Origin of the sequence: Tersicoccus sp. Bi-70 (genome assembly GCF_001968825.1) — a bacterium.
Taxonomy (GTDB): Bacteria; Actinomycetota; Actinomycetes; order Actinomycetales; family Micrococcaceae; genus Tersicoccus.
In genome coordinates, this window is sequence record NZ_MIEU01000013.1 from 13,225 (window position 1) to 38,511 (window position 25,287).

At 67.2% G+C, this 25,287-nt stretch carries 28 protein-coding genes; 19 read left to right on the forward strand and 9 right to left on the reverse strand.

Going from position 1 to position 25,287, the window contains the following annotated elements; translation table 11 throughout:
• Positions 1 to 69: 69 nt before the first annotated feature.
• The 12 genes from BGP79_RS10870 to BGP79_RS10920 all read left to right on the forward strand — a co-directional run bounded on the left by BGP79_RS10870 (position 70) and on the right by BGP79_RS10920 (position 10,752).
• Positions 70 to 399 (forward strand): helix-turn-helix transcriptional regulator, encoded by a 330-nt coding sequence (locus tag BGP79_RS10870; RefSeq protein WP_143588395.1) that lies wholly within the window; start codon positions 70 to 72, stop codon positions 397 to 399.
• Between the two features lie 237 nt (positions 400 to 636).
• On the forward strand, positions 637 to 903 hold the full coding sequence (locus BGP79_RS10875; RefSeq protein ID WP_076695435.1) for a hypothetical protein: 267 nt from the start codon (positions 637 to 639) through the stop codon (positions 901 to 903).
• A gap of 179 nt (positions 904 to 1,082) precedes the next feature.
• Positions 1,083 to 1,811, forward strand: a complete 729-nt coding sequence (locus BGP79_RS10880; RefSeq protein WP_076695437.1) for a hypothetical protein — start codon at positions 1,083 to 1,085, stop codon at positions 1,809 to 1,811.
• 9 nt (positions 1,812 to 1,820) lie between these two features.
• A complete protein-coding gene (locus tag BGP79_RS10885) occupies positions 1,821 to 2,552 on the forward strand; it encodes a hypothetical protein (RefSeq protein ID WP_076695439.1) in 732 nt (243 codons plus the stop codon).
• Positions 2,553 to 2,612: 60 nt separating this feature from the next.
• Positions 2,613 to 2,840, forward strand: a complete 228-nt coding sequence (locus BGP79_RS10890; protein ID WP_076695515.1) for a hypothetical protein — start codon at positions 2,613 to 2,615, stop codon at positions 2,838 to 2,840.
• A gap of 249 nt (positions 2,841 to 3,089) precedes the next feature.
• Positions 3,090 to 4,946, forward strand: a complete 1,857-nt coding sequence (locus tag BGP79_RS10895) for a hypothetical protein (RefSeq protein WP_076695441.1) — start codon at positions 3,090 to 3,092, stop codon at positions 4,944 to 4,946.
• Between the two features lie 239 nt (positions 4,947 to 5,185).
• Positions 5,186 to 5,419, forward strand: coding sequence for a glutaredoxin-like protein NrdH (gene nrdH, locus BGP79_RS10900; protein ID WP_369800192.1), 234 nt, complete (start codon positions 5,186 to 5,188; stop codon positions 5,417 to 5,419).
• A gap of 56 nt (positions 5,420 to 5,475) precedes the next feature.
• A complete protein-coding gene (locus BGP79_RS17045; protein WP_255363080.1) occupies positions 5,476 to 5,601 on the forward strand; it encodes a hypothetical protein in 126 nt (41 codons plus the stop codon).
• Between the two features lie 35 nt (positions 5,602 to 5,636).
• A complete protein-coding gene (locus BGP79_RS16465) occupies positions 5,637 to 5,960 on the forward strand; it encodes a hypothetical protein (RefSeq protein ID WP_076695443.1) in 324 nt (107 codons plus the stop codon).
• A 412-nt stretch (positions 5,961 to 6,372) separates the two neighbouring features.
• Positions 6,373 to 7,173 carry a ParA family protein gene (locus tag BGP79_RS10910; RefSeq protein WP_076695445.1) on the forward strand — a complete coding sequence of 267 codons (801 nt, stop codon included), beginning with the start codon at positions 6,373 to 6,375 and terminating at the stop codon, positions 7,171 to 7,173.
• Positions 7,170 to 7,580: a hypothetical protein gene (locus tag BGP79_RS10915; RefSeq protein WP_076695447.1), complete on the forward strand. Its 411-nt coding sequence runs from the start codon at positions 7,170 to 7,172 to the stop codon at positions 7,578 to 7,580. Before BGP79_RS10910 ends, BGP79_RS10915 begins: the two co-directional genes overlap by 4 nt.
• A 277-nt stretch (positions 7,581 to 7,857) precedes the next feature.
• Positions 7,858 to 10,752 carry a DNA methyltransferase gene (locus tag BGP79_RS10920; RefSeq protein ID WP_233121428.1) on the forward strand — a complete coding sequence of 965 codons (2,895 nt, stop codon included), beginning with the start codon at positions 7,858 to 7,860 and terminating at the stop codon, positions 10,750 to 10,752.
• Positions 10,753 to 10,981: 229 nt separating this feature from the next.
• Here BGP79_RS10920 and BGP79_RS10925 read toward each other — a convergent pair whose 3' ends face one another.
• The 4 genes from BGP79_RS10925 to BGP79_RS10940 form a co-directional block, all read right to left on the reverse strand.
• Positions 10,982 to 11,629 carry a hypothetical protein gene (locus tag BGP79_RS10925; protein WP_076695451.1) on the reverse strand — a complete coding sequence of 216 codons (648 nt, stop codon included), beginning with the start codon at positions 11,627 to 11,629 and terminating at the stop codon, positions 10,982 to 10,984.
• A 765-nt stretch (positions 11,630 to 12,394) separates the two neighbouring features.
• Complete coding sequence (locus BGP79_RS10930; RefSeq protein ID WP_076695453.1) at positions 12,395 to 13,009, reverse strand: recombinase family protein; 615 nt, start codon at positions 13,007 to 13,009, stop codon at positions 12,395 to 12,397.
• Between the two features lie 213 nt (positions 13,010 to 13,222).
• Positions 13,223 to 13,597, reverse strand: a complete 375-nt coding sequence (locus BGP79_RS10935) for a helix-turn-helix transcriptional regulator (RefSeq protein ID WP_076695455.1) — start codon at positions 13,595 to 13,597, stop codon at positions 13,223 to 13,225.
• Positions 13,598 to 13,612: 15 nt separating this feature from the next.
• Complete coding sequence (locus BGP79_RS10940) at positions 13,613 to 14,521, reverse strand: cation diffusion facilitator family transporter (protein WP_076695457.1); 909 nt, start codon at positions 14,519 to 14,521, stop codon at positions 13,613 to 13,615.
• 258 nt (positions 14,522 to 14,779) lie between these two features.
• On the opposite strand from BGP79_RS10940, the gene BGP79_RS10945 reads away from it, so the two are divergent.
• The 3 genes from BGP79_RS10945 to BGP79_RS16470 all read left to right on the forward strand — a co-directional run bounded on the left by BGP79_RS10945 (position 14,780) and on the right by BGP79_RS16470 (position 16,856).
• Complete coding sequence (locus BGP79_RS10945) at positions 14,780 to 15,115, forward strand: DUF6804 family protein (protein ID WP_076695459.1); 336 nt, start codon at positions 14,780 to 14,782, stop codon at positions 15,113 to 15,115.
• A 44-nt stretch (positions 15,116 to 15,159) separates the two neighbouring features.
• Complete coding sequence (locus tag BGP79_RS10950) at positions 15,160 to 16,059, forward strand: cytochrome c oxidase assembly protein (protein WP_233121430.1); 900 nt, start codon at positions 15,160 to 15,162, stop codon at positions 16,057 to 16,059.
• Positions 16,060 to 16,616: 557 nt separating this feature from the next.
• Positions 16,617 to 16,856 carry a hypothetical protein gene (locus BGP79_RS16470; protein ID WP_143588396.1) on the forward strand — a complete coding sequence of 80 codons (240 nt, stop codon included), beginning with the start codon at positions 16,617 to 16,619 and terminating at the stop codon, positions 16,854 to 16,856.
• Positions 16,857 to 17,069: 213 nt separating this feature from the next.
• Here the strand turns inward: BGP79_RS16470 and BGP79_RS10955 are convergent, their stop codons facing one another.
• The 3 genes from BGP79_RS10955 to BGP79_RS10965 form a co-directional block, all read right to left on the reverse strand.
• On the reverse strand, positions 17,070 to 17,729 hold the full coding sequence (locus BGP79_RS10955) for a thioredoxin domain-containing protein (RefSeq protein ID WP_083701829.1): 660 nt from the start codon (positions 17,727 to 17,729) through the stop codon (positions 17,070 to 17,072).
• A gap of 31 nt (positions 17,730 to 17,760) precedes the next feature.
• Positions 17,761 to 19,464 carry a heavy metal translocating P-type ATPase gene (locus BGP79_RS10960; protein WP_369800193.1) on the reverse strand — a complete coding sequence of 568 codons (1,704 nt, stop codon included), beginning with the start codon at positions 19,462 to 19,464 and terminating at the stop codon, positions 17,761 to 17,763.
• A gap of 404 nt (positions 19,465 to 19,868) precedes the next feature.
• Positions 19,869 to 20,240 carry a helix-turn-helix transcriptional regulator gene (locus tag BGP79_RS10965; RefSeq protein WP_076695463.1) on the reverse strand — a complete coding sequence of 124 codons (372 nt, stop codon included), beginning with the start codon at positions 20,238 to 20,240 and terminating at the stop codon, positions 19,869 to 19,871.
• A gap of 358 nt (positions 20,241 to 20,598) precedes the next feature.
• Between BGP79_RS10965 and BGP79_RS10970 the strand changes: the two genes are divergently transcribed.
• The 4 genes from BGP79_RS10970 to BGP79_RS10985 all read left to right on the forward strand — a co-directional run bounded on the left by BGP79_RS10970 (position 20,599) and on the right by BGP79_RS10985 (position 24,031).
• A complete protein-coding gene (locus BGP79_RS10970; protein ID WP_076695465.1) occupies positions 20,599 to 21,846 on the forward strand; it encodes a sodium:proton exchanger in 1,248 nt (415 codons plus the stop codon).
• A gap of 6 nt (positions 21,847 to 21,852) precedes the next feature.
• On the forward strand, positions 21,853 to 22,563 hold the full coding sequence (locus tag BGP79_RS10975) for a metal-dependent transcriptional regulator (protein ID WP_076695467.1): 711 nt from the start codon (positions 21,853 to 21,855) through the stop codon (positions 22,561 to 22,563).
• Positions 22,564 to 22,732: 169 nt separating this feature from the next.
• Positions 22,733 to 23,350 (forward strand): recombinase family protein, encoded by a 618-nt coding sequence (locus BGP79_RS10980; RefSeq protein ID WP_233121435.1) that lies wholly within the window; start codon positions 22,733 to 22,735, stop codon positions 23,348 to 23,350.
• A gap of 3 nt (positions 23,351 to 23,353) precedes the next feature.
• Positions 23,354 to 24,031, forward strand: coding sequence for a hypothetical protein (locus BGP79_RS10985; RefSeq protein WP_076695469.1), 678 nt, complete (start codon positions 23,354 to 23,356; stop codon positions 24,029 to 24,031).
• 16 nt (positions 24,032 to 24,047) lie between these two features.
• Here BGP79_RS10985 and BGP79_RS10990 read toward each other — a convergent pair whose 3' ends face one another.
• Together BGP79_RS10990 and BGP79_RS10995 are read right to left on the reverse strand one after the other, a co-directional pair.
• The gene (locus tag BGP79_RS10990; protein WP_076695471.1) at positions 24,048 to 24,272 is read right to left on the reverse strand and encodes a DUF2188 domain-containing protein; all 225 of its coding nucleotides are present in this window, start codon (positions 24,270 to 24,272) and stop codon (positions 24,048 to 24,050) included.
• A gap of 17 nt (positions 24,273 to 24,289) precedes the next feature.
• Complete coding sequence (locus BGP79_RS10995; protein WP_076695473.1) at positions 24,290 to 25,195, reverse strand: LysR family transcriptional regulator; 906 nt, start codon at positions 25,193 to 25,195, stop codon at positions 24,290 to 24,292.
• Positions 25,196 to 25,287 lie beyond the last annotated feature (92 nt).

The window sequence follows — 25,287 nt, forward strand, 5'->3', positions numbered from 1 at the left end:
GTATGCACTACAGTGCAAGTTGACCACCGTGCAGACGCAGTTGTCGCCAGTTCCGGCAAGATAGGCAGCATGCCCAGTCCCGTCTGCGCCGCCGGATACGAGTCCTTGGAGGACGTCATGCAGGCGTACGGGAACGCCTTGCGCGTCGCGGTCCTGAGCGAGGTGTCCAAGACAGGACCGATCACGGCGGGCAATCTGGCGTCCGCGCTGAACGTCAAACCCGTCACGATCAAGAAGCACCTGTACGCCCTGGTTGCTCAGAATCTGGTCATCGCAGATCCCCCAGCGAACGAGGAGCGGGCAGGGATCCGCGTCCGATATACGGCAAATCGGGCTGAGATGTGGCGGCGCTATCGCTCGCTCGGGCGGGCATTGGGTTTCGAGGATCGCCTCGACTGACTGGCAGGAACGCAGAATGATCCGCCGATTGACCGGATACGTCGGGCTGATTATCAGTGCGGCCGCAACGATCGTCTTTGCCGCAGCGGGTGTGGTCACGCTCTCGGTGGCGCTAACGAGTGCCACCGCTTCCGTTACCCAGGGGTCGCTGTGTCTCGTGTGCGCAGCGGTGTGTCTTCTCGTCGCACTGCGGTTCTCCACGACGGTGCGGCGTCGGCGTCGAGGAGTGGTGAGGGGATGAGTCGCATCGAGACGGTCTATCGAACGAGTAATCCATGCACGACCGTCGCTGCGGCTCTTGCTGAGGCGGCACGCGGCATCGACCATGATCTGCGCCTGCTCGGCACGGAGTTCGATCGCCAAGGCGGGCAACTGTGGGCGGCAGAAACGGCCTCGCACACGGTGACTCCTGTTAGTGACCGCGGTGAGACCCTGTTTGTCGCATCCGTCATCGTGATGGTCACCTTCCAACGAGACCTCGCCATCGATGACGACCGTGGGTGATTGCACGAGGGCGGGCGCGGTCCGCCGAAAGCTCGGCCGCAAGCAGGCCGCCGACCCACCGCGGTGCGTCGAGGCAGTCTTACGACGGAACGGGTCCATCGGAACCATGGCTCAACTGTACAGTTCAACCCATGAGTTGGACGTTTGCGCCGTCACATTGAACCGATCGTGGATGACTCATGCCGATTCTTGTTGATCGCTTCGAGTCCTGGCTAGCCACGAAGGGCCTCCCTCTCAGCTCTACGGACCTGGCACGGATGACCGGCATACCTCGCCGCACCATCGCCAGTCAGCGCGCCCGGGGACGCGTCGACCCCGCCGTCGTCGTGGCCATCGCCAGAGCTCAACCGTTGCCGGTCTACGACAGCCTTGCCGCTGTCGCCGGGCTCCCCGCCATGGCTGCCCGACGTCCGGTTCGGCACGTCGAGGTGCTCAGCCAGACAACCCCCGACGACGTCTTCGCCGAGCTCCTACGCCGCACGAGACAGTCCTACGCCGACGCCCTCACCGTGGTCGCCCTGTCGAAGACACCTGTCCCCGACGGCGTGCGCCAATGGATCAACGCCATCGACCCTGGAAACATCCGCAGCAACGCCTCTGAACGCATCGGTATCGACACCTCGACGCTGTCTGCAGCCATCACCAGTGGCAAGCTCACTGTTGACGTCGCCACCCTAATCGCCGAGCTCAGTGACACAGATCCCGCCACCGGTCTCGTGGCGACCGGGCTGATCACCATGGAGGAGGCCGGATGGGAGCCACACGCGCGACAGCGGGCGCTCAGTGAACTCGACGACATCGAACTCCTTGACCTGAGCTCAACTCGTCTCACCGACCTCCAGCGCCGCACCGCCCGCCACCTGAACACCCAGGCGGACGACCGCCGGTACTGGGACGTTCTCGGCTGAAGGAGAACCATGCAAGTCGCATTCTGGATCGTCCTCATCGTCGCGGTCGCGCTCACGCTGACCCGCGTGTCCTCGATCACCCACCGGATGAACGCCGCGATCGCCGTCTCTGGGACCAGCTTGGCGATCGCCTTCGCCCTGATGCTTCCGCCGGTGTACCACGCGGTCGACGGGATCTTCATCCGCACCAACTTCACCGACCTGCTGGCCAAACTCGCCATCTTCGTGGCCACCAACGTGCTCTGCGACCAGGTGGCCAGGGTGCTCAACGACCACCGGGCACTCGTCCTGGTCTCAGGCCTAGGCGGACGGCTGGTCTTCGCCGTCGCCCTGGCCGCCGCGCTCATCAGCTTCGCGTTCACGGACACCCCGACGGCATCCCCAGGGCTCGAGCTCTACCTCCACGAGCCGGCCGCGTTCATCTACAACCTGATCGCCGTGGCCTACCTCGCGTACCTCGCCGCCGTGCTGCTACCCGGGCTCACGCACGACCTCAACACCACCCGGAACCGGTGGAGGCGCACCGCGTCCGGTCTGCTCGCAGCAGGCTTCGGCCTCGCCGTGCTCCGCGCCTTCCTCATGCTGCTCGCCCTGCTACCCGGTTGGTACGAGGCCGGTCAGATCGTCAGCGCACTCTCCGCCCTCTGCGTGATCGCCGGACTCGCCGCAGCGTGGGCGGCACTCCGCGTCCAGGGCAGCGCACCTCTGCGCACGTCCCTCCTCCGCACCGACGAACCGTAACGGCCGACACGCCGACGCCAATACTCCCCACATGAAACTGTTACCCGTCTAATGGACCGCATGGCAGCACGAGGAAACAACGGAGGCGGCCGCCGCTCGAAGGGGCCGCGGAGGCTGGTCGGGTCACGCTTGCCCATCCCCCAAGCTGACAAGCTCGCCGACGTCGCCGCTCACCACGGCACCACCGTCAGCGACTACGTCGCGGACCTGCTCTGCAGGCACCTCGACACCATCGACCTCGGCATGATCGACCACCAGGAGACCCTCCCCCTCAACAGAGCCTCGTAGAACAAATGAAGAAGGCCCGCACGAGGCGGGCCTTCCACAAGATCTAAGCCAACACCCCAAGTTCTTGGCCGGACACCGGGTAGCTGGCTTGATAACTCACACCCTCAAAGGAGGAGCTGTGGTCTCATCGTAGCCGCCGACCCCACCGACGCACCACACTCGCGCCAACCACCCGGCGTGTCGTCTTCGGTTTCCCCCCACTCCCCCTGGCCACTCACCGCCACGATCAGCCCCCGGGCCAGCGTCCGTATGGCCGCCGTCGACGCCGACGGCCAGATCCTCAACGCCTACACCGGACACCGGCGCACCGCCGGCGACGAGCCGGATCGGCCCTGGGCCGTCTACCTCGCTGGCCCCGACAGCCGCTACCGGCTGCTCTGCTTCGACCTGGACGCCAAGACGCCCGACGCCCGACACGCAGCTGCGCGTGACGCCGACGTCCTCGCCGGCCTGCTGCACGACGCCGGCCTACCCGCGGTCGTGTGCGAATCCGGTCCCTCCGGCGGCCGCCACGTCTGGGCGGCCCTGGCCGAGAGCGTCGACGCCGACACCACCGCCACGCTCGCCCGCCTCGCCCGGCACCTGTGCCCCACTCTCGACCTCGCCCCCCTGACCAACCCGGCCACCGGGTGTGCGCGGCCCCCAGGAGCCCCGCACCGCGCCGGCGGCCACTCGGTCGTCCTCACCGGCAACGTCACCACGCTCACGGCTCCCACGGGCACCCGCGCCCAGGTCATCCGCCTCGTTGAGAACGTCGCCCAGCTCGTCGACGACGCCGAACCGGCCCGGGCCGAGCTGACGCCTCACGCTCCCCTGCCCGTCGACGAGCACGCCCGCCTGTACCTGCCCGGGCCGCGCCGACCGCTGCCCGCCTTCGCCCAGACCGCCCTCGAGGAGGACGCCGCCGCCGGCGACGCCTCCGCCGTCCTCTGGCGGATCCTCATCGGCGCCGCAGCCGCCCGCTGGCGGCACGCCGACATCGCCGCCCTGGCCGACACCTCCCCCGGCCTCGAGCACGTCCGCTCCACCCGCGACCGCGGTAACCGCCACCCACGCGGCCGCTACGAGGCCGCCGGCCTGCTCCGCCGCCAGTGGGACAAGGCCGTCCGCCACGTCGCCACCCGAGCCGGGCGCACCGGCGAGGACCCGACCTTCGATCCCCGGGCCGACGCGATCGCCACCACCGTCCGGTCCCTGCAGGCCCGCGCGGCCGCCGCCGGGGGCCGCTGGACCACCGGCGGCGGCCCCGCTGATCGGCGGATCCTCGACGCACTCTCCGTCCTCACCCTGCAGGCCCTCAGCGCCGCCGTGGAGGCCGACACCCGCCGCCTGGCCCTGATGGCCGGTATCGGCCGCGAAACGGCCAGGACGGCACTGCTGCGCCTCTCCCAGGACGGGTGGATCGCCCAGGCCAAACCCGCCGAAGGACCCCACGGGGCTATCTGGACCATCGACCCCACCCAGGACATCCACAAGTTTCCAATTCAAGCCCGGTCACAAGCGGACCCGCGCCCCGCAGGGGCGGGGTCCGCTGAACGATCCCTCCTGCTCACAACGCTCACCACGCGCCTCACCGCGGCCGCCCACGACCTGTTCACCCCCAGCCCCGGACTCGGCCACCTGGCCGGCAACCTCTACGCCCACACCAGCCAATCGCCCCTCCCCCTGCTGGAGCTCGCAGACTTGACCGGAGCAACACCGCCCCAGGTCTCACGCGCTGTCGACGCCCTACAGGCCGCCGGAGTGCTGCTCGCCAGCGACGCCGGCTACCGCAGGCCCGCCAGCGACACCCGACGCGCCGCCGCCACCCGTGCCGGCATCACCGGCCGCCTCGCCGCCCGCACACGCCGCTACACCTCCGAACGCGCCCAGTGGGCCTGGTGGCAAGCCGAACACGCCTGGATGACCGCTCCACGACGGCTCGCACCCCACCGTCGGCCAGGACCCGGACAACTCACCCTGCTCCCCGACCCTGGGACCAACGCCTACGGCGCCTACCCACGCCGCAGCGACGGACGGGCCGACCACCACGCCGCTCGCCAACTACTCAACGAACGAGCCCAACCCAACCCCAATCGACGGCGCTCCGCGCCGCTGAGCGCCTGACCGGAAGGACCTCGTTCCTGAACGCTCCATCATCAGCCGTCCCTCGCTCCGCGCAAGCCCCTCCGCTGACGCTCCGGGGCCGTCTCCCCCAGGACTTCCCGCACGCGGTCGCTACGCTCCCTCACATCGCACGGAAACTCCCTCCCCCACCGCCCTACGGGTTGCACTGCGCTCACTCCCGGCCGCTGTCTCCGACTATCAGGAACGAGGCCACCAACCGAACGATGAGGGAGGACATCATGATCACCGTCTACAGCAAGCCCGCCTGCATGCAATGCACCATGACCCAACGAGCCCTCGACCGCGCCGGCCTCACCTACGAAGTCATCGACCTCACCCAGAACCCCGACGCCCTCACCTGGGTCACCGAAGACCTCGGCTACTCCCAAGCCCCCATCGTCGTCATCAACGACGACGACCACTGGTCCGGATTCCAGCCCGACCACATCGCCCGCATCACCGCCAACGCTTGACCTGCGGTGACCTTAATAGTACTATTAGAAGTAACACTACTACATGTGAGGCCGGCATGACCCACCAATGCACCGCTGAATGCTGGGGCCACCCGCTGCGCGACGGCACCAAGAACAGCCCCGAACGCGAGCCGCTCGTCGCACGCGCCGCCGCCGACGCCCGACGCAACAGCCACCACTAAATACCACTATTAGAACCGTTAGAAGGGTTAGAGACATGAGCACCTACGCCTGGACCATCGACACCGACCACCTCGCCGCCGAGGGCATCGACCCCATGACCGGCGACGCAACCGGCACCACCGGACCGAGCACCGCCCCCGACAACCTCCTTGACGCACTGAGAGCCGGTGCCGGCCACCACTTCACCCTCTACGACGACGACGCAATCCCTTACTACAGCGGCCGCGCGATCTACGCTCCCGACCAGGAAGGCACCGAAGACTTCCGTGTCGGCCCGCTGCGCGACTACGGCGCACCCAACGCCGGCTGCACCCTCATCAGCTGGACCGGCCACCCCGAGTGGGACAGCGAGTACTAACCCAATGCTTCTATTGGGCCTAACGCCACTGCTAGGCCCAATAGAAGCAAAACCACCATTACCGTCAACACCACTAAAGGAGCCCTTATGAGCATCATCGTCACCACCAGCCTGGCCGACCTGCCCGCCGGGCGATCGACTGATCCGCGTGGGGGAGCAGCACTACTGCGAACCCCGCGAAGTCATCGCGCCCCTGGCACCCCTCGAGCCCCGTCACCCTCGAAGGCGTCCGGCTTCGCAGCCCCGACTCGGACATCCCGACCGAGTGGGTCCTCTACCCCTCAGGTCGACGGTCAGCTCATCGAACTCGACCGACCCCGACCCCGACCCCGACACGCCGTAGGCATTCCCCCTAACAGTACTAATAGGGGGAATGCCTACAATGGCCCTAAGGCCATGAATGGAGGTAAGAATGTCCGCTCGCGTGATCGCTCTGTGTAATCAGAAGGGTGGAGTCGGTAAGACCGTCACCACCTACCACCTGGCCCGCGCGGCCGTCCGCCGGGGACTGCGCGTCCTGGTCATCGACGCCGACCCGCAGGGCAACCTGACGGCCAGCGCCGCCGGCGACGACGTCGCTGCAGACGACATCGGTCTGGCCGACGTGCTCAGCTCCCGAGCACCCGAGACGTTGAGCGACGTCATCGTCCCCGGCATCTGGGACGGGTTGAGCGTCGTGCCCACCACCGGCATCGAACTGGCCGCCGTGCGGGATGAACTGATCACCGCCGGCGCCGGCCGAGAGATGCGGCTCCGGGAGGCCCTCGCACCGCTCCTGGCTGACTACGACCTGGTGTTGATCGACTGCGCACCCAGCCTCGACCAGCTGACCGTCAACGCGCTCACCGCCGCCGACGCCGTCCTGATCATCAGCCAGGCCAAGCTGTACAGCCTCAACGGACTCGACGCCCTGCTGACCACCATCAGCAGCGTCCGCAGCTACTACAACGCCGACCTGCGCGTCGCCGGCATCATCGTCAACCTCTACAACCCGCGCACCATCAGCGCCCGCGGGTGGCTCGACGAGCTCACCACCGCTGCCCAAGGCCGGGGACTGAGCCTGTTCGAGCCGATCATGAACAACCGCGTCGTCATCGCCGACGCCAGCGAAGCCGCCCGCGGCCTGGACGAGTGGGGGAGCAGCGACGCCCGCGAGCTCGCCGACGTCTACGACGCCTACCTCACCGCGACCCTCGAAGGAGCGAACGCATGAGCACCGCCCGACCCGTCCACCGCAAGTCCAGCCTGCAGGGATCCAACCCCGTCGCCCCCAGCGTCCCTCCAACAACGGAACAGGCCCCGCCGGCCCTGGTCGCGGCGCCGCGGCTCACGGCCGCGACCTCAGCCGCGTCGACCACCGCCCCGGCGCAGCCGGTGGGGGAGGGGCGGAAGAAGCCCAAGCCGAAGGTCAGCTTCTACCAGGACCCCGAAGACACCGCGCGGATGCGCGGCGCACTCAAGCACACCCAGGTCGCCGAAGGGTCCCGGAGCCTCTCGGACTTCATCGACCGGGCCGTGATGGCCGAGGTCGAGCGCCTCGAGGCCCGCTACAACAACGGGGAACCCTTCGAGTCCGTCGCCGCCCGCGAGCTCCCGCAGGGCCGGCCGCTCGGATCCTGAGCCGAGCCAGAAATCACCCTAACGCTGGCATCAGTACTAATAGTATTCTGGAGAGCCCGATGAGTGAGACGCCCCTGATCGTCGAGCACGCCGACGCGGCCTACGAGGCGATCGGCGCCATCTGCCACGACGCGCCGGCGGCGGGCATGGTGCCCTATCGGTGCAGCAGCCCCGTTCGCCATCGCCGGCTTCCTCGTCGACACCCAGGGAGAGAAACCACCCGTCACCCAGCTGAGCTTTTCTACTCTGACCTCCAGCTTTAGAGCGTCAGGGCCGCGTGTACGTTGTGCCTGTGGAACAACTGGTAGACCGCGGCACGATCCGCACAGCCCTGGAAGAGTTCGGTCACGCCTGGGGCCAGCGCATCGACGGCTGGCGCGCCGACGGACAGGCCCACACCGAGAAGTCCTTCGCCCAACAGTTCTGGTCCGACCTGCTGCGCACCTTCGGCGTCATCCCTGAACGCATCGACCTGTTCGAACGCAGCGCAGCGCGGGCCTCCACCGGCGGGGCCGGGTACATCGACTTCTTCTGGTCCGGCGTCGCCCTAGGAGAAGCCAAGTCCCTCGGCGCCGACCTCGACGCCGCTCACGACCAGGCCCTGGACTACCTTGCCGGCGGCTCCATCGGTCAGCATGAATGGCCCAAGTACGTGCTCGTCACCGACTTCGCCCGCATCCGCGTTCAGCGCCTGGGCGATGCCGGATGGGTTTGCGAGTTCGCCGTGCAGAAGTCCGCGGACCATGTGGACCAGCTGATGTTCCTCGCAGGCCGGGACACCGTCACGAAGGCCGAGGAGCAAGAAGCTTCCATCGCCGCCGCGCAGCTGATGGCCTCGATGTTCACCGCCCTGCTCGGAGACGAGGTCGATGTCCCCGTCGGGGAGGAAGCCCCCGAGGACGCCGAAGAAGAGGACTACCTGACCCAGCAGGCCTCGATCCTGCTCACCCGGCTGCTGTTCCTTCTCTACGGCGACGACGCCGGCCTCTGGGAGGCTGACCTGTTCCAGCGCTGGGTCGAATGGGACACCACCGCCGACAACCTCGGCCCTCAGCTGGACGCACTTTCCCGTGTGCTCAACACCCCGGAGAACCGCCGCCGCGGGGTGCCCGAGGCCCTGGCCCGGTTCCCGTACGTCAACGGCGGCATCTTCGATGGGATGGCCACCGCCGGGTTCCTCACCGAGGGCTTCCGCGCCGCCCTCGTAGCCGCTTGCCGGTTCCGGTGGACGCAGATCTCCCCAGCCGTGTTCGGGTCCATGTTCCAGCTCGTGAAGTCCAAGCAAGCCCGCCGCGGCGACGGGGAGCACTACACCTCCGAGGAGAACATCCTCAAGACCATCGGCCCGCTCTTCCTCGACGACTACCGGGCCCGGGCTGACCGGCTGATCCGCAACAAGACCACCATCGGCCGGGAAATCATCGCCCTTATCGAAGAGATGGCTTCCAATATCTACGTCGACCCGGCCTGCGGGGCCGGCAACTTCCTGAACCTGGCCTACGCCAAGCTGCGCGAGATCGAGACGGACCTGCTGGCCGAACAGCGCCGCCGGTCCGGGTCCATCGATCTCTCCATGGACATCACCCTCGACCAGCGGATCCACATCGACCGGTTCTACGGAATTGAGATCAACTGGTGGCCGGCGAAAATCGCCGAGACTGCCATGTTCCTCGTGGATCACCAGGCCAACCGGCAGCTCGCCGCTGCCTTGGGCCAGGCCCCCGTGCGCCTGCCCATCACGATCACCGCCACGATCCACCATCACGACGCGCTCACCCTCAACTGGGCTGAGGCTCTACCCAAGCCGACCGGGCGCACATTCGTGTTCGGCAACCCACCCTTCCTGGGCGACCACACCCGCACTAAAGCCCAACTGGCCCTGATGCAGGCCGCCTGGGGCGGGGACAAGCAGCTCTCCCGCCTGGACTTCGTGACCGCCTGGCACGCCCTCACCCTGCGCCTACTGGCGGAGCGGGACGGGGAGTGGGCGTTCGTGACCACGAACTCCATCGTCCAGGGCGACCAGCCTGCCCGCCTGTTCGCCCCGATCTTCGAAGCCGGCTGGCGCATCAAGTTCGCCCACCGGACCTTCCAGTGGGACTCCGAAGCCCCCGGCAAGGCCGCCGTGCACTGCGTCATCATCGGCTTCACCCGCGACCTCGCCGCTAAGCCCCGCCTCTTCGAGTACGCCCACGTTCGCGCAGAAGTCCACGAGGTGGCCGGGGTGAAGACGATCAACGGCTACCTCGTGGACGGCCCCAACGTCCTCGTGGACAAGCGCAGGACCCCGCTGGCCCCCGACCTGCCGGAAGTCATCTACGGGTCCAAGCCCACGGACGCCGGCAACCTCGTCGTCACCGCCGAGCAGTACGAGGCCGTCATGGCCGATCCCGGAATGGCCGCGTACGTGCGTCCCTACGTCGGGGCGGTCGAACTGATCCGCGGCAAGAAACGCTGGTGCCTCTGGCTAGCCGACATGGACCCCGACGCACCTTCCCGCTCCCCCGAGCTCAAACGCCGACTCGAGGGCGTCGCCGACGAGCGAGCCAAGTCCAAGGCGGCCAGCACCCAGGACTGGGCACGCTTCCCCCATCTGTTCCGCCAGCGTGGCCTCGTCTCAGAAGTGCCGTTCGTCGGGATTCCCGAAGTCAGCAGCGAGGGGCGCGCCTACTTGCCCGTGGCCCACTTCGAACCCGACGTCATCATCTCTAACAAGGTCTACGGAGCCGTGGACCCCGACGGCCTGGTGTTCGCCGTCGCCTCGTCCTCCATGTTCATCACCTGGATGAAGACCGTCGGGGGGCGAATGAAGTCCGACCTCTCGTTCTCCAGCACGATCACCTGGAACGGCTTCCCCCTCCCAGCCCTGACCGAGAAAGACCGTGCCGCCCTAGCCAAGGCCGGCCACAAGATCCTCGAGGCCCGCGCCCTTCACCCCGGGCGTTCCCTTGCCCAGCACTACGCACCCCTGGGCATGGACCCAGCCCTGGTCAAGGCCCACGACGGACTGGACGCAGTGACGGACAAGATCATGGGCGCGCCACGACGATGCCGGACGGAACTCGACCGACAGGAACTACTCTTCGCGCGTTATGCCGACCTCACTAGGCAAGAAGAACCCAACGAAGATGAAGCAAGTGCGGACTGCACAGACACAAGGCGTGACCACTGAGTCTTGGCCCTTACCTGAGCTTCACACTCGCCAAAGGTCAAGCGCGTGCCAGTTCCGCGGCGCCCGGATCGATTCGATAGAGAGTGCATGCCAGGTGGGGAAGAAGCCGGGAACGGCGGCGTCGGCACGGGCGAGGACAGGCGAGAGTGGTTTGTCATCTGGAGTCCGGGAGAGCTGAAGCCTTGTCCCGGGCATCAAAGCCGGGCTGTGGATGGTGTAGGGCTCGAACCTACGTGGCAGTGACATGCACTCGGCCCTTGCGATCGCGCCGGCTCTTCAGTTGGGTGACCTCGTCTTCCGCGAGCACCCGAAAGACTCGAACGAGCTCCTCACGGCTCACGAGGGTTACGTGATCACGACACGACTTGTCGGTGGCCACGAGCAACCCGACGAACTCCGTCGGTTCGGCCTCGACTCGGGGGTCGTCTTCGGGAAGCGCCCAATATTCTTCCCACGCGAGGCCTTCAAGTGTCCAAGCCGTTCGGAAGATCACGCTGTGGACGAAGAGATTGCATAGCTCGTTCGCCGAGATCGTCGCCGTCCTTGGCCGGCCCATGTCGTACATTTCCAGGTCACCAAGCGCGTCCCAGAGGTCAGGGGGTTTCGCCCCCTGACGCAAGGAAAATCGGCCCACGACGGCGGTCGTTGCCCGCGCGCCCTTGGTCACCTTCGACGGCATCCCCAAGAGACGGCGCGCAGCGAATGAACCGGACATCACGTCGCGCTCCACCTCGTACAGCGCCTCGGTTACTTCCTCGTAGGACTCGTCGCTGTCACCGAGCTGGTCGAGTCGACGGCCCAGCCCCAGTCGAGCCCCCTCCAACCGCTCCGCGGTCCGCCCCAGATCCCTCTTCCACGGCCAGGACTCATTGAACATAGGGGGACAGTAGCGCCTACCGATGGTCCGGCACCTTCTTGAATTGCACCACCGCTCTACCGGGAGCCGCGCGCCGGCTGGGGTGCGAGATTCCTTCAGGACGGCGAGACCAGAGCGCGTCGGTGAGGACTGGGGGGTCGCCGCCCGGAACCACGATGTTCGTCCCCATGCCGCACTAAGACTTGCAATGAGCTCACCGAGAGCCGGAAAACTCTGTTCCAGCCTCATGACTCCGTGTCGTCGTCAGGGGCATGCTTCGACCCTCCTTGCGAGAGTGGGCTACTTTCCGACGCCCCGCATACGACGGTCCGAAAACGACCGATTTTGACCCTGTCGTCGTCGTGAGGGTGCGCCCTGCAGGGGAGTCGGTCAGGTCGTAGGAGCGTTCGTCGGCGACGCGAATCGACGCGGCCCTGGCGGGAGCATGCCGCCGGACGGATGTGCCGCCGCTAACGGCAACTTACCCCTCTCCTTCTTCCGGCTCCTCCTCCTCCTTCTGCTCCTCCGGGTAGTACCCAGACGGATCGTAGGCGGGGTCCGAGAAATGCCACAGAACGAAGGCGAAAATCAGCGATGTTGTACCAGCAAAGAGCGCCACTTGGAACACGAGGTGCACCTTCGTCACAGCGACGACGACAATGCCCGCAACCGGGAGGAAGACGCTGAGACTAGCGAGAGCGGCGGATTGCCGCCTTCGCCGACGGGAGTACCTTGAGGCGCGAGGTTCATCTGACGATCCGTCGGGGGCTGGGCGCGTGGCCACGGTCACGAACGATCAGCGGCTGTAGCAAGAGGATGATCGCCTGCTACCTGCCCCTCCTCCCTCCTTCGGATTTCCCGGTACACGGTGGCCCGGGAGACCTGGAAGAGCTCGGCGAGTTCGGTGTGGGTGTGGCCGCCGGCGTCGAGCAGGTTCAGCAGGTGCCGGCGACGGCTGGGGGAGAGGGACGGTGCCCGGCCCTTGAGCCGGCCGCGGGACTTGGCGATCGCCATGCCTTCGCGGGTGCGCATGCGGATGAGGTCGGCTTCGAACTCGGCGACCATACCGAGGACGTTGAACAGCAGCCGGCCGACGGGATCGTGTGGGTCGTAGACGCTGCCGCCGAGGCTGAGTGCCGCGCCGCGCTCGACGAGCTGGTCGGCGATCGCGCGGGCGTCGGGCACGGACCGGGCGAGCCGGTCGAGCTTCGTCACGACCAGGACGTCGCCGCTGCGGACGGCGGCGAGGGCGGTCTCGAGGCCGGGACGCGCCCGGTTGGTGCCGGTGAGGCCGTGGTCGACGTGGATGCGCTCGGCGTCGACCCCGAGGGCGGTGAGCTGCTCGCGTTGGGCGGTGAGGTCCTGGCCGGCGGTCGAGACGCGGGCGTATCCGATCTTCACGGAGTCAGTGTTGCAGAAAAGGCCCCCTCATCGGGCATATCATCGGGCGGGTCTATCGTGCACCTCCGATCCCAGCAGCTACGCGGCGAGGATGAGGAGTGGGGGAGTGTCCGTTAGACGTTCGTCTATCGGACACCAGCGCGGTCGGCATTCCAGGCGGGGCTCAGGGAAAGCGGCGGTTCCTCGGCCTCGGGTCCCGCAGCCCGCGTGCGGTTAGTGGTCCGATTCTCCAAGTACGTGGATCGGGTTGGCGTGGGTGACGTGGTCGAGGGCGAGTTGGAGTAGGGCGCGGACGTGGGCGTCGTGGAGTTCGTAGTGGGCCTCGCGACCCACGCGGTGCACCCTCACGACGTGGTGCGCCCGTAGAAGCCGGAGGGCGTGGGACACGGCAGATTCGCTGGATCCGACGGTAGCGGCCAGGTCGCGGACCCGCATCCGCTCGTTCAGCAGTGCGGTGAGGATTCGGACCCGCGCGGGGTCGCCGAGCAGCGAGAACACGTCAGCGACCTGCAGGACGCTCTCCTCGGCCGGTATCTCTACCCTGATGTGCTGCCCGTCGTCTCCGTCAGGTTCCTGTGGGGCTCCCATGGAGTGTCACTCTAGCTAGACCGGCAGCTGACGCTCGTCGGTGAAGGTGACCGGTTCGCACTGGATGGTGGCGTGGTGGATGCCGTGTTCGTCGAGCACGGCATGGGTTGCCTGGAGGACCGTGGCGAAGTCGGCGCCGGCGGCGATGCGGACGTGGCCGGTCGCGTTCTCGATGCCCGAGGTGAGTGTCCAGACGTGCAGATCATGCACGCTGTCCACGCCCGGTAGGGCTTCGATCTGGGAGGTCAGCTTCGGCACGTTCACGTGGGCGGGAGCCACCTCGAGCAGGATCCGCAGGGCCTGGCGGGTGAGGATGAAGGTGCGGGGGAGGATGAACAGGCCGATGCCGACGCCGATGATGGGATCGGCGTAGGGCCACCCGGTGGTCCACAGAATGATCGCGGCGACGATCACACCGACCGATCCGAGCATGTCGCCCATCACCTCGAGCATCGCCCCGCGTAGGTTCAGACTGTTGCGGGCTCCAGATCGCAGCAGCAGGAAGCTGACCACATTGACGGCCAGGCCGATGACCGCGGTGATGAGCAGCGGCGGCCCGGGTACCGACGGAGGGTCGCTGATCCGGCGCACGGCCTCGACGATCACGTAGCCGGCCACTCCGAACAACAGGATCCCGTTGGCCAGGGCTGCCAGCACCTCCAGCCGATACAAGCCGTAGGTGCGCTGGGCGGTTGCGGGGCGGCGAGCCAGCAGGATGGCGGCAGTCGCCATGCCCAGGCCGAGGACGTCGGTTCCCATGTGTCCGGCGTCGGAGATCAGGGCCAGAGAGTTGGTCGTGAAACCAACCACAAACTCCACGACCATGAACCCGCCGGTGAGGCACAGGGCCGCGATCAGAGCCCGCAGATGGCGTCCGCTCGCACTTCCACCCGTGCTCGGTCCGTGCTGATGCCCCGCGCCCATCTCCCACCTCGCTTATTCATATGAACAGGTATTCAGATGTTAGCCTAAGTGCAACACCGGGAACACACCGTCCTTGAGGGCGGCGAAGTGGGCCGTGACTGGTCGACGCTCGCGTCCCGCGTCGATGCAGGAAGCAGAGCGGCCCTGCCGGCGTGGAGGCCGCCCGTGTGCTTGTTGACCACTTCGACGGAACGGAATCATGACCGACAAGACCTCCCGATCCTTCCGCCGGTGCAACGATTCGATGGTGGGCCGGCGGTGAGCAGGCGCGGACGGGTACCCTCGCCGTACCAGCGGAACGCCTTCGCTCCCGGGGCCGTCGCAGCTGCGGCACTCTTCCTCGCCCCAGTTCTGACCGGAGCGGGCTGGGGTCCGGTCGTGTTGTTCCTGACCGCGATCCTGGCGGTGATTGTCGGCTGGTTCGCGGTGCAGGCCAAGCATTGGTGGTGGGTGCCGGTGTTCACGCTGATCGCCGTGGTGTGGAACCCGGTCCTCCCGCTTTCCTTCGCCGGTCCGGTCTGGGGTGCCGCTCAGCCCGCCGCGGCGGTCGTCTTCCTCGTTGCCGGTGTGACGATCAGGGTGCGGCGATCGTGACCGGCAATGCGACGATCCTTCCGCCGCCGACACCAGAAAATTTGGTGGCGTTCTGGCCCGTCGGTGTGTCCGTGGTCGCGCCGATCGCCGTGGTGCTCGCCGTGTTGTACCTGCTCGGTGCGGTGGCGCTCTGGCGGCGGGGACGTCGCTGGTCGGCATTGCGCACGATCTCGTTCCTGCTCGGCTGCGGGATCCTGTTTCTCACCGGAAGTCTGGGGCTGAACCAGTACGCAGAGTGGCTCGTCGGAGCGCTCGTGTTCCAGCAGATCACCCTGATGACCGTCGTGCCGCCCTTACTCATCGTCGGTTCGCCGGGCCGGCTCATCCTCCGGGCGACACCGCACCGGGGGATCGGTCGTGTGGCGTTGCGCGTCGCACACGGTGGGCTGCGCTCCCGCGTGGCCAGCGCGGTCCTGCACCCGGCCGTCGCCATCATGGTCGCGGCCGCGCTCTACCTCGGGCTCTATCTCACCGACCTCGTTAGCGTGGCGATCGCCCTGCCGGCGGGGCACGAGCTGCTGCTGATGACCTTCCTCGTCGGCGGAATCGTCGCCGCCGTGCCGCTCTGGTCCTCCGACCCGCTACCGAGGGCCCCGTCCTACGCGGCCCGGCTGGCCGACGTAGGCGTCGAACTCCAGATCCACGCCATCTTCGGCCTGGTCCTGCTACGCACGCCCTCACTACTTTTCTCAGCGTTCTCCAGCCCGCCCCCATCATGGTCGGTCGACCCCCTCTTCGACCAGGCAGTCGCAGGCACCCTGGCGTGGACCTACGCCGAACTGCCCTTGTTCGTCATCCTGATCGTGACCCTCGCCCGGTGGGGCAGGCGGGACGCGAAACTCGCCGCCCGCCACCAACCACGGCACGAAGCCGACCTGGAGGAGTACAACGCCTACCTCGCCTCCCTCGAGAGACGAGGCTCGTCGTCTGCCGGCGACGAGTAGGGCCAGCGCGGTCGATAGCGGTCCCGGCCGTGCCGAGGTACTTGCCGTGGTCGACATCCTGCCCGACGCGTCACACGGGTGGCCGAGGCGGCATGCATAACCTTGACGTGGTCTGGCAGCGGACGCCTCAGGTCGTTGCGGCCGCTGCCGGCACGTCGAGGACCGTGGAAGGGTCCGCTAAACGTTCGTTTAACGAGACATTGCGAGCGTCAATCGATAATGCGCGCCGCGGAGAGAACGCCATAGTCGAACCAATAAGGTGGCATGACCGTCGTCATGCAAGACGATAACCTCACCATGACGGGGCCTCAACCCCTGATCGGGCCAACAGCTTCTTCCGAAAGGCACCAGTCGTTATGAACGCCACTCGAACCGCCGATCGTAGAATCGGAAGTTCCTTGCTAGGGGCGACGGCGCTCGTCCTGGTCCTTACCGCATGTACCCCGACTCAGGACCAAGCTGCGCCGGACACAAGGACCGCCGCCGCCACCGGTGCTGGCCCCTCGTCATCACCGACCCGCAGCACCAACGCCGTCTGCGCCCCCTTAGCTGAGCAGTTGGAATACCTGAACTTTTTCCCTTCCCTGCTTTCTCCCACGGACACAACCGGTGCGAAATCTCTAGACACGGCCTTCCATGCATTGCAGGCCAAGGCACCTAACGACCTCAAGCCCCGCCTGAAAGGGCTGGATCAGGTTATGGACGCTGCCATCAAAGATCCGAGCAAGTACAATGAGTCCGCATACATCGATGCGAAAATCAAAGTTGAGGACTGGGGTCAGAAATACTGCTCTTGACTTCCCCTTCGAAAGGTGAAGGGGTGGTTGAAAACGCCGGCTTCTGACCATGAGGCCGGCGAGACGGTCGAGGAACGGGGCACCTACGTGATGGTGACCGACTGCGCCGAGTCGATATGAGTCCGCGCCGGTCGGTCGTCGGGGACGGCGACGGCCCCGGCGGCCGGTAGGGGCGCACTGCCCGACCTTCGCTAGTGAGGGTTTGACTGGCGGTTAGCGGGCGAGGACGGCGTCCAGGGCGGCCGTCAGGTCGGCGGGCCCGGTCAGCTCCAGCTTCTTGCCGTCCAGGAAGAACGTCGGGGTTCCGGTTGCGCCGAGGTACTTGCCGTCGTTGACGTCCTGCTCGACGCGTTCCCAGGTAGCCGGGGCGGCGACCGCCCGGTCGTAATCCTCCATGTTCAGGCCCAGATCCTCGGCGAAGGCGCGGAACTGGCCGGGGTCCGGGACCTGTTGTTCTCCCCACTGCTTCTGGGTCTTGAAGAGCTGGCGGTACATGGACTCGAACTGTCCCTGTTGGGCGGCGGCCTCGGCGGCGAGGGCAGCGTTCATCGCGTTGACGTGTCCGGGTAGCGGGAAATAGCGGACGACGTAGTTGACCTTGCCGGCGTATTTGCCGCGCAGCTGTTCGACGAGCGGGTAGAACGCGCCACAGGCCTCGCACTCGAAGTCTAGGAACTCGACCAGAGTCGGAGCGTCAGGACCGGCGTCATCGAGGACATGAGAGTTGGAGCGCGCGGCGGGCAGGGCGCCGACGGTCTGACTGGGATCAGGTGCGGTGGGCCGATCCGGTCGAAAGGCGACGGTGAGGGCTGCTATCACCAGCACGATGACGACGGCACCGGTGATGTAGGTCGCGCGGGCAAAGGTCTTCACGGGGCGGGCTCCTGGTCGGGCGAGGGGTCGGTCAGACGGGTGTGAGTTGCGGCTGGGGTGCCGGCGTCGCGGCCAGGTGGCGCAGAGCGGTTGGGCGGCGGGCGGCGCGGAGGCCGTTGAGGATGACGACGACTTCGGCGACTTCGTGCACGAGGACCACGCCGGCGAGTCCGAGCACGCCGAACAGGGCGAGGGGGAACAAGACGATCACGATCGCCAGGGCGAGGCCGATGTTCGTCGTCATGATGCGCCGCCCGCGTCGCGCGTGGGCGAGGGTGCCGGGCAGGAGGCGGAGGTCGTGGCCGGTGAAGGTGACGTCGGCGGACTCGATCGCGGCGGCGGAGCCCTTCAATCCCATGGCGATTCCGACCGTCGCGGTGGCGAGGGCTGGTGCGTCGTTGATGCCGTCGCCGACCATCGCGGTGGGCCCTCCCTCGACGAGCGAGGCGACGGCGCGGGCTTTGTCCGCCGGAAGATGCTCCGCCCGCACGTCAGTGATACCCGCGTCCCGAGCGAGAGCCTGGGCAGTGCGGGTGTTGTCACCGGTCAGCATCGTCGTGTCGATTCCCTGGGCGTGAAGCAGGTGCACCGCTTCTGCTGACTCGGGGCGTAGTTCATCGCGGACGCCGATCAGACCCACGAGCTGACCGTCGGACTCGACGACGACCACGGTCATGCCCTGGGCCGCCATCTCCTCCGCGGCGGGTCGCAGGTGCCCGGGCGCGAGCCACCGGGTGTTGCCGATACGGATCTGGTGCTCACCCACCCGGCCGGTGATGCCGAGGCCCGCCTCCTCGACCACCTCGGTTGCGGGCTCGGCCCCCGGCGCGGCCGCAATCAGAGCAGCGGCCATCGGATGGGTGCTAGTGGCCTCCACGGCGCCGGCCCAGCTGAGCAGTTCGTCGCGGGAGACCCCGGGGACGGTCTTCACGTCGACCACGGCTGGTTCGTTGCGGGTCAGGGTGCCGGTCTTGTCCAGGGCGACGGTACGGATGGTGCCGAGTCGCTCGAACGCCTCTCCGGACTTGATCACCACCCCGAACTTCGATGCCGAGCCGATCGCGCTGATCACCGTCACCGGCACCGCGATCGCCATCGCACAGGGGGACGCGGCGACGAGGACGACGAGGGCGCGTTCCGCCCAGGTCCACGGATCGCCGACCAGGACGCCAAACAGGGCCACCAGCGCCGCGGCGACGAGCACGGCCGGGACGAGGGGTCGGGCGATGCGGTCGGCCAGGCGCGCCCGCTCACCCTTCTGGGCGTGGGCCTGCTCGACCAGGGCGACGATCTGCGTCAGCGAGTTGTCGCGACCGTCCGCGGTCGCCTCGATCCGCACCGTCGCCGATCCGTTCACGGATCCTGCGGCGACGTGGTCCCCGGGGCCGACGTGGACCGGGATCGACTCGCCGGTTATCGCGGACGTGTCCAGGTTCGTCCGGCCACCGATGACCAGGCCGTCCGTGGCGACCCGTTCCCCGGCGCCGACCACGAGAACGTCCCGTTCGCGCACATCAGGGGCGGGGATCGTGGCGTCGCCGTCGGGACGGGACACGCGCACCGTGCCGGGGATCAGGGCGAGCAGGGCCCGTAACCCTTCCTTCGCCCGATCCATCGCCCGGTCCTCGAGCTCCTCGGCGAGCGAGAACAAGAACGCCAGGGCCGCGGCCTCACCGACATGGCCAAGCAGCACCGCGCCGATCGCGGCAATCGTCATCAGCAGGCCGACGCCCAAGCGCCCCCGCCGCAGGCGGCGAATCGCCCCCGGTACGAAGGTGGAAGCGCCGGCCACCAGTGCCACCCCCTGCAGCACCACGGCAGGAACTGGGAGCCCTGCCCACGTGATGCCGTACCCGGAGAGCAGGAAGACACCGGAAGCCAGCGAGCGGACCAACGCACGATCGCACCACCACGAGGGGCGGTCCTCGCTGCGCTCGGACTTGGTCGCCGATCGAGCCGGGTCGGCGCCGCAGCAGGCGTCGCCTTCGTCACGATGCCGCACGGACGCCGCGGATCCGGGTGCCGACTCGGGGTCACCGGACGTGCAGCAGGCAGCACCGCCTGCCGGACGTCCGAGCAGAGTCGGACGGGGGATGGACGTAGTCGCGCGCTGTTCGTCGGGATCGCAGCACTCGTCGCTCACAGCGTTCCGCCCGGCTCGGCCCCGGTGCCGCAGCACAGCGGAATGTCGCAGTGTTCATCGGGGCAAGGACCGCCGTCGTCGTAGGCCAGCACCGTGTCCAGGAGGAGGGAGATCGCCCGGGTCAGATGGGGGTCGGCGATCTCGTACCGGGTCTGCCTGCCTTCCGGTGTCGCCACCACGATTCCGCATCCCCGCAGACACGACAGATGGTTCGAGACATTCGTGCGCGTCAGATGCAGTGCCTCGGACAACCGTGCCGGGTAGCCCGGGCCGGACAGCAGTTCCAGAAGAATCCGGGAACGGGTGGGATCGGCCATCGCCCGGCCGAGACGGTTCATGACACCGAGGCGAGACGCCATGGTCAGCATGGCCCTAACTATACAGCGGACACTGACTTGTTCGGGGTCCGGGCGCTGATTCTGCGGCGTGAGGCCGGGAACGCGGCGAGTTCATGGCGTCGAGAGCGATGACGCAACGGCAACTTCCGTATTCACCCGATCTGATGGCTTGCCTTCACGTAGACACACACGAATGTCGCTTGTGATCATCGATGGCGAAGGGGAGTAGTTCCGTCCTGGTGCAGCACCGGACGCGGCGTGTCGACATAGTGGCGATCAGGACGATCCGCCCGGTACGTCACCTCAGGTGATGAGGCGAGCGAGACCTTCGGCCCAAGGGCCGGAGTGTGTCGCGCTCTGGCGTCGTGCTGATCATTGGAGTGAACTCATGCCCGCTGCACTGTTGCGCCGTGTCGGTTTGTGCCTGGCCATCGCGGCCCCGGCCATCATCGTCCGATTCTCCGGCCTCGAGATCCCACCGCTTGCGGGCATGCTGGTCTTCGGTGCGGCGATCGTCGCCTCCGCCTTCCTGCTGGCGTGGGCCGCGGAAGCGGCGCAGAAGGACATCGCCGGGGCCCTGGCCATCGCGATCCTGGCGGTGATCACCGTGCTGCCCGAATACGCCGTCGACCTCTACTACGCCTTCCGGTCCGGCACGGACCCGGCGTACGAGCAGTATGCGGCGGCGAACATGACCGGATCGAACCGGCTGCTGTTGGGCTTCGGTTGGCCGCTCGTGGTGATCGTGGCCCTGCTGGTGGCCAGGAAGACCGCCAAGGCGGAGGGCCGCCCCAGCCTAGGGTACCTGCCATTGCCGCGCGGCAGCCGCCTGGAGATCGGGTTCCTGGCCCTCCTGGGCCTGCTGGCCTTCGTGATCCCCGTGCTCGGGCAGATTCCCTTCTCGTTCGGCGTCCTGTTGGTGCTGGTGTTCGTCTGGTATCTCTGGCGTTCGGGTCAGGTCGAGAGCGAGACCGAGGAAGAACTCGTGGGGCCGGCCAAGCTGATCGGTGATCTTCCGCGCAAGACGCGCCGGGCGACAGTCATCGGGCTCTTCGTCGTCTCCGCATCCCTGATCCTGGCATCGGCCGAACCGTTCGCGGACGCGCTCGTCGAGTCCGGGTCATCGCTCGGCATCGACAGCTTCTTCCTGGTCCAGTGGCTCGCGCCCCTGGCTTCGGAGGCGCCCGAGTTCATCATCGCGGTGATGTTCGCCCTGCGGGGCATGGGCGCAGCCGCCATCGGGACCCTAATCGCCGCGAAAGTCAACCAGTGGAGCCTGCTGGTCGGTTCCCTCCCCATCGCGCACCTGGCCGGCGGCGGCGGTTGGGACCTGGCCCTGGACGCCCGGCAGACCGAGGAATTCGTCTTGACGGCGACGCAGACGCTGATGGGACTCGCGATCATTCTTGCGCTCCGTTTCCACTGGCAGTCCGCGATCGGCCTGGCGGCGATCTTCGCCGTGCAGTTCGCGGTGACGGACACCACCGGCCGCTACGTCCTGAGCGCGCTGCAGGCAGCGATCGCAGTAGTGTGGCTGATTGTCCATCGCCGGGAGATCGGGCCCACCCTGCGAGTCCCATTCCGGCGCCCACAGAGGTCAGCGGACGCTGAGCCGGCCATGCTGGAGGCGAAGTAACGGGCTATGGTTGCCGTCGATGGTGTCACCAAGGTGGTCGAGGACTACCTGACGCTGATCTGGAAGGCCCGGGAATGGCCCACGGACGGGCGACTGCCCACCACCTCCGACCTGGCCGCGTCCCTCAGCGTCACCCCACCGTCGGTGACGGCGAATCTGAAGAAGCTCGCTCGGCAGGGGCTGATCGAGTACGAGCCGTACGGGGAGATCCTGCTGACGGAAGCGGGACAAGAGATCGCCGTGCAGGTCGTCCGCCGACACCGCATCATCGAGACCTACCTGATGCGCTTCCTCGGCCTGACCTGGGACCAAGTCCACGCTGAGGCGGACGAACTCGAACATGCCATCTCGCCGTTCGTGCTCGAACGGATGGACGCCGCTCTCGGCTACCCGGCAGTCGACCCACACGGCCACCCGATCCCCGGTAGGGCAGAAGATGAACGACCGCCCGGCAGTCCGTTGAGCACGGTCGAGGTCGGGCAACTCGTCGTTGTCGTCAGGGTCTCCGACCTCAATCCGGGCATCCTGCGGTACTTGGCCGACGCCGGTATCACTATCGGCACCGAGTTGACCATCGACGAGGCGTTGGATGACACCGGGCTCCTGACTGCTCGGGTCGAAGGTGGGCGCTCCTTCCAGTGCAGTGCGCAGATAGCGGGCGCCGTCTTCACGGTGCCCACTGCTGTGCCTACGACGACCGAAGACCGGTCGTCGTAGACGCAGCAGGTATAGGCCGAAATCGACCGGTTCTGACACTCGACCACCACAGCCCTCAAAGACCCATAATCGGTAGGTCAAAATGCATGTCCAATGCGATACTGGTTCAGAAGTTCGGAGAGTTGGATTCTGAGACGTTTGGGGGAGTGGGATGCCGCCACGGTTGACGGTGGTCGACGGGGCCGGCCGCGAGGTCGAGGTTGAGGAGCCGAGGATCACGCCCAATGGCGTCAGCCTCGGCTACGCCCGAACGTCGACGAAGGATCAGTCGATAGAGCTGCAACGCCGCGCCCTGGAGGCTGCCGGCTGCTTCGACGTCTACGCCGACCAAGGCGTGTCCGGTAAGACGATGGCGCGGCCGCAACTCGACATGTGCCTACGCGCTTTGCAGCCGGGCAACACGCTGGTGGTGTGGAAGCTGGACAGGCTCGGCCGAACCGTCAAGGGCCTCGCGGCGCTGCTCGACGAACTCGCCGACCGCGGCGTCGGGTTCCGGTCACTGACCGAAGGCATCGACACGGCGACGCCCACGGGCCGGCTCATGTTCCACGTCATCGCGTCCGTCGCCGAAATGGAGCGCGAGCTGATCCGGGAGAGAACGAAGGCCGGGCTCGCGGCCGCGGCCGGCAAGGCCGGACGGCCGCGAGCCCTCGAGCCGCACGACGTCGACCTGGTACGCCGGCGGCGCGCCGAGGGGTGGACGCTGAATGCGATCGCCGCGGACCGGAAGGTCAGTCGGTCCACTATCATCCGGGCCCTCGATGTCGACGGCGACGTGGAGATCTGACCGGTGGTGGCCGCGGTCGATCCGGACTGCGTCGAATACGGGTGCACGCATCCGCACGTGAGTCTGGACGAGTGGGCTCTGATGTGGATGCGCGGCCTCGAGCCGCGTGAGATCGCGCGGCTGTGCGGTGTGAATTCGTGGCGGGTGGATCAGGCGATCGCTGTCCGTGTGCGCCGGGATCCGACGATGCCGGGCCGGCGCCTCAAACGGCACCTGCAGCCAGCGCCGGCAACGCTGGCCCAGCGGCAGGAGTTCAAGCAGAAGCTGGCCGAGTACCGCGACTGGCTGCAGCGGCATGGCCGCGAACCGCGCGAGCACGGTGAAAACCGGCACGAACGTGCGCTGTACGGGTGGTTGTCCCGCCAGCGGGCCGCTGACCGCGACGCCACCCTCGAGCTCGCAAACGCCGCCGCGCTCGACGCGATCGGCCGGTGGCGGCGGCCGGCTCTCGGGCACCTCAAGGCCGATCACTTCGACACTCGGCTCGAGCAGTTCCGGCGCTACGTGGCGGCTGCTGGACGACTGCCGACCCGGCGCCCGGGTGCGTCAGAGGACGAGCGGGCCTTGGCGGTCTGGCTCCAGGGCCTGCGGGCCGGGGACCGGGCGATCTGGTTGACTCCCGAGCGGGAGGCGGCACTGACGACGGTGCACCCGGGGTGGCGCGGATCCAGCCGCCCCTAGCGAGGCATGACGGTTGTCAGCCGCGGGGCGGGTTGGGGTCGTTCCCGTAGCTGTTCTTCTCGCCGGTGGTGCCGTCCATCTTATTGATGATGTGTTCGACTCCATCCCGCTGAGCTGCGGCGCGACCCTGAGCGGTCTGCTCGGCCTTCGTGCCACCGACCTGGAATGCACGTTCGCTGCCTTCGCGGCGGCTCTTCCACTGACCGTCTTCGTGGTACGTCTCGATCGGCTTACCCGCCATCACGCACTCGCTCGATCTCAATGATGGTCGACGGATTCAGCCAAGGTCGTCTGTCGGCAGACGGCCTTGACGCGGGCCACGAGGGGTGAGCCGGCGGCCTCGTCGGATGCGATCATGCTCAGGCGGGAGACGGCATTCGGGTCGCGGATGTCCAGGTAGACCAGACCGGGGATGACGAAAGCACGCAGGGACGCCGGCACGATCGCGATGCCCAGATGGGCGGCCACCAGGCCCAGGATGGTGGGGAACTGGATGGCCTGCTGCGCGAGCACAAATTCCACGCCGGATGCGTGTAGGAGGCCGGCGATGTGGTCGAACAGCCGCGAGATCCGCGTTCGGGGGAAAGCAATGAACCGTTCCCCCTGCAGCTCGTTCAACGAAACCGACGCGTGCGCGGACAGGCGATGATCGGTCGCCACGGCCACGATGAGACGTTCGTCCAGCAACTTATCGGCGGTCAGGCCCGGGACGGACTTGACCTCCCGGACGATGCCGACGTCCAGCCGTCCGGACTCGATCAGCTCGATTTGCGCGTCCGTCGTCTCCTCCCGCAGCTCCAGATCGATTCCCGGCCAGCGAGAACGCAACTGCCGCACGACGAGCGGCAGGACCGAGATCGCTGCGGAGGAGACGAAACCGAGCCGGAGCTGACCGATGTCGCCGTCCCTCGCCTGCCGTAGTGCCTCGACCATGGCGGCGTGCTGGGCCAGTACCTTCCTGGCGTGGAGCAGGAGGAGCTCACCGTCGCCGGTGAGCTGAACATTGCGGGAATCGCGGACGAACAGCGTGGTCCGACACTCGCCCTCGAGCTTGCGGATCTGCTGGCTCAGGGGTGGCTGCGCCATGTGCAGCCGGTCAGCGGCGCGGCTGAAATGCAACTCCTCGGCGACGGCGACGAACAGTTCGAGACGGCGAAGGTTCACTCGAACAAGACTAGATGGATATCAATTAAAGCCAAATGGATACTTCCTAGGTGAAAACCTGGACCCTACCGTGGACCGTGAGAGCCATCACA

Excerpts from the sequence above, each read along its gene's own strand:
- BGP79_RS10925 (WP_076695451.1), bottom strand. The coding sequence starts at position 11,629 with ATGTTCAATGAGTCCTGGCCGTGGAAGAGGGATCTGGGGCGGACCGCG.
- BGP79_RS10890 (WP_076695515.1), top strand. The coding sequence starts at position 2,613 with ATGGCAGCACGAGGAAACAACGGAGGCGGCCGCCGCTCGAAGGGGCCG.
- BGP79_RS10990 (WP_076695471.1), bottom strand. The coding sequence starts at position 24,272 with ATGGCGGGTAAGCCGATCGAGACGTACCACGAAGACGGTCAGTGGAAG.
- BGP79_RS10880 (WP_076695437.1), top strand. The coding sequence starts at position 1,083 with ATGCCGATTCTTGTTGATCGCTTCGAGTCCTGGCTAGCCACGAAGGGC.
- BGP79_RS10965 (WP_076695463.1), bottom strand. The coding sequence starts at position 20,240 with ATGCTGACCATGGCGTCTCGCCTCGGTGTCATGAACCGTCTCGGCCGG.
- BGP79_RS10940 (WP_076695457.1), bottom strand. The coding sequence starts at position 14,521 with ATGGGCGCGGGGCATCAGCACGGACCGAGCACGGGTGGAAGTGCGAGC.
- BGP79_RS10975 (WP_076695467.1), top strand. The coding sequence starts at position 21,853 with ATGGTTGCCGTCGATGGTGTCACCAAGGTGGTCGAGGACTACCTGACG.
- BGP79_RS16465 (WP_076695443.1), top strand. The coding sequence starts at position 5,637 with ATGAGCACCTACGCCTGGACCATCGACACCGACCACCTCGCCGCCGAG.
- BGP79_RS10915 (WP_076695447.1), top strand. The coding sequence starts at position 7,170 with ATGAGCACCGCCCGACCCGTCCACCGCAAGTCCAGCCTGCAGGGATCC.
- nrdH (WP_369800192.1), top strand. The coding sequence starts at position 5,186 with ATGATCACCGTCTACAGCAAGCCCGCCTGCATGCAATGCACCATGACC.
- BGP79_RS10970 (WP_076695465.1), top strand. The coding sequence starts at position 20,599 with ATGCCCGCTGCACTGTTGCGCCGTGTCGGTTTGTGCCTGGCCATCGCG.
- BGP79_RS10870 (WP_143588395.1), top strand. The coding sequence starts at position 70 with ATGCCCAGTCCCGTCTGCGCCGCCGGATACGAGTCCTTGGAGGACGTC.
- BGP79_RS10885 (WP_076695439.1), top strand. The coding sequence starts at position 1,821 with ATGCAAGTCGCATTCTGGATCGTCCTCATCGTCGCGGTCGCGCTCACG.
- BGP79_RS10910 (WP_076695445.1), top strand. The coding sequence starts at position 6,373 with ATGTCCGCTCGCGTGATCGCTCTGTGTAATCAGAAGGGTGGAGTCGGT.
- BGP79_RS10935 (WP_076695455.1), bottom strand. The coding sequence starts at position 13,597 with ATGGGAGCCCCACAGGAACCTGACGGAGACGACGGGCAGCACATCAGG.
- BGP79_RS10875 (WP_076695435.1), top strand. The coding sequence starts at position 637 with ATGAGTCGCATCGAGACGGTCTATCGAACGAGTAATCCATGCACGACC.
- BGP79_RS10895 (WP_076695441.1), top strand. The coding sequence starts at position 3,090 with ATGGCCGCCGTCGACGCCGACGGCCAGATCCTCAACGCCTACACCGGA.
- BGP79_RS17045 (WP_255363080.1), top strand. The coding sequence starts at position 5,476 with ATGACCCACCAATGCACCGCTGAATGCTGGGGCCACCCGCTGCGCGAC.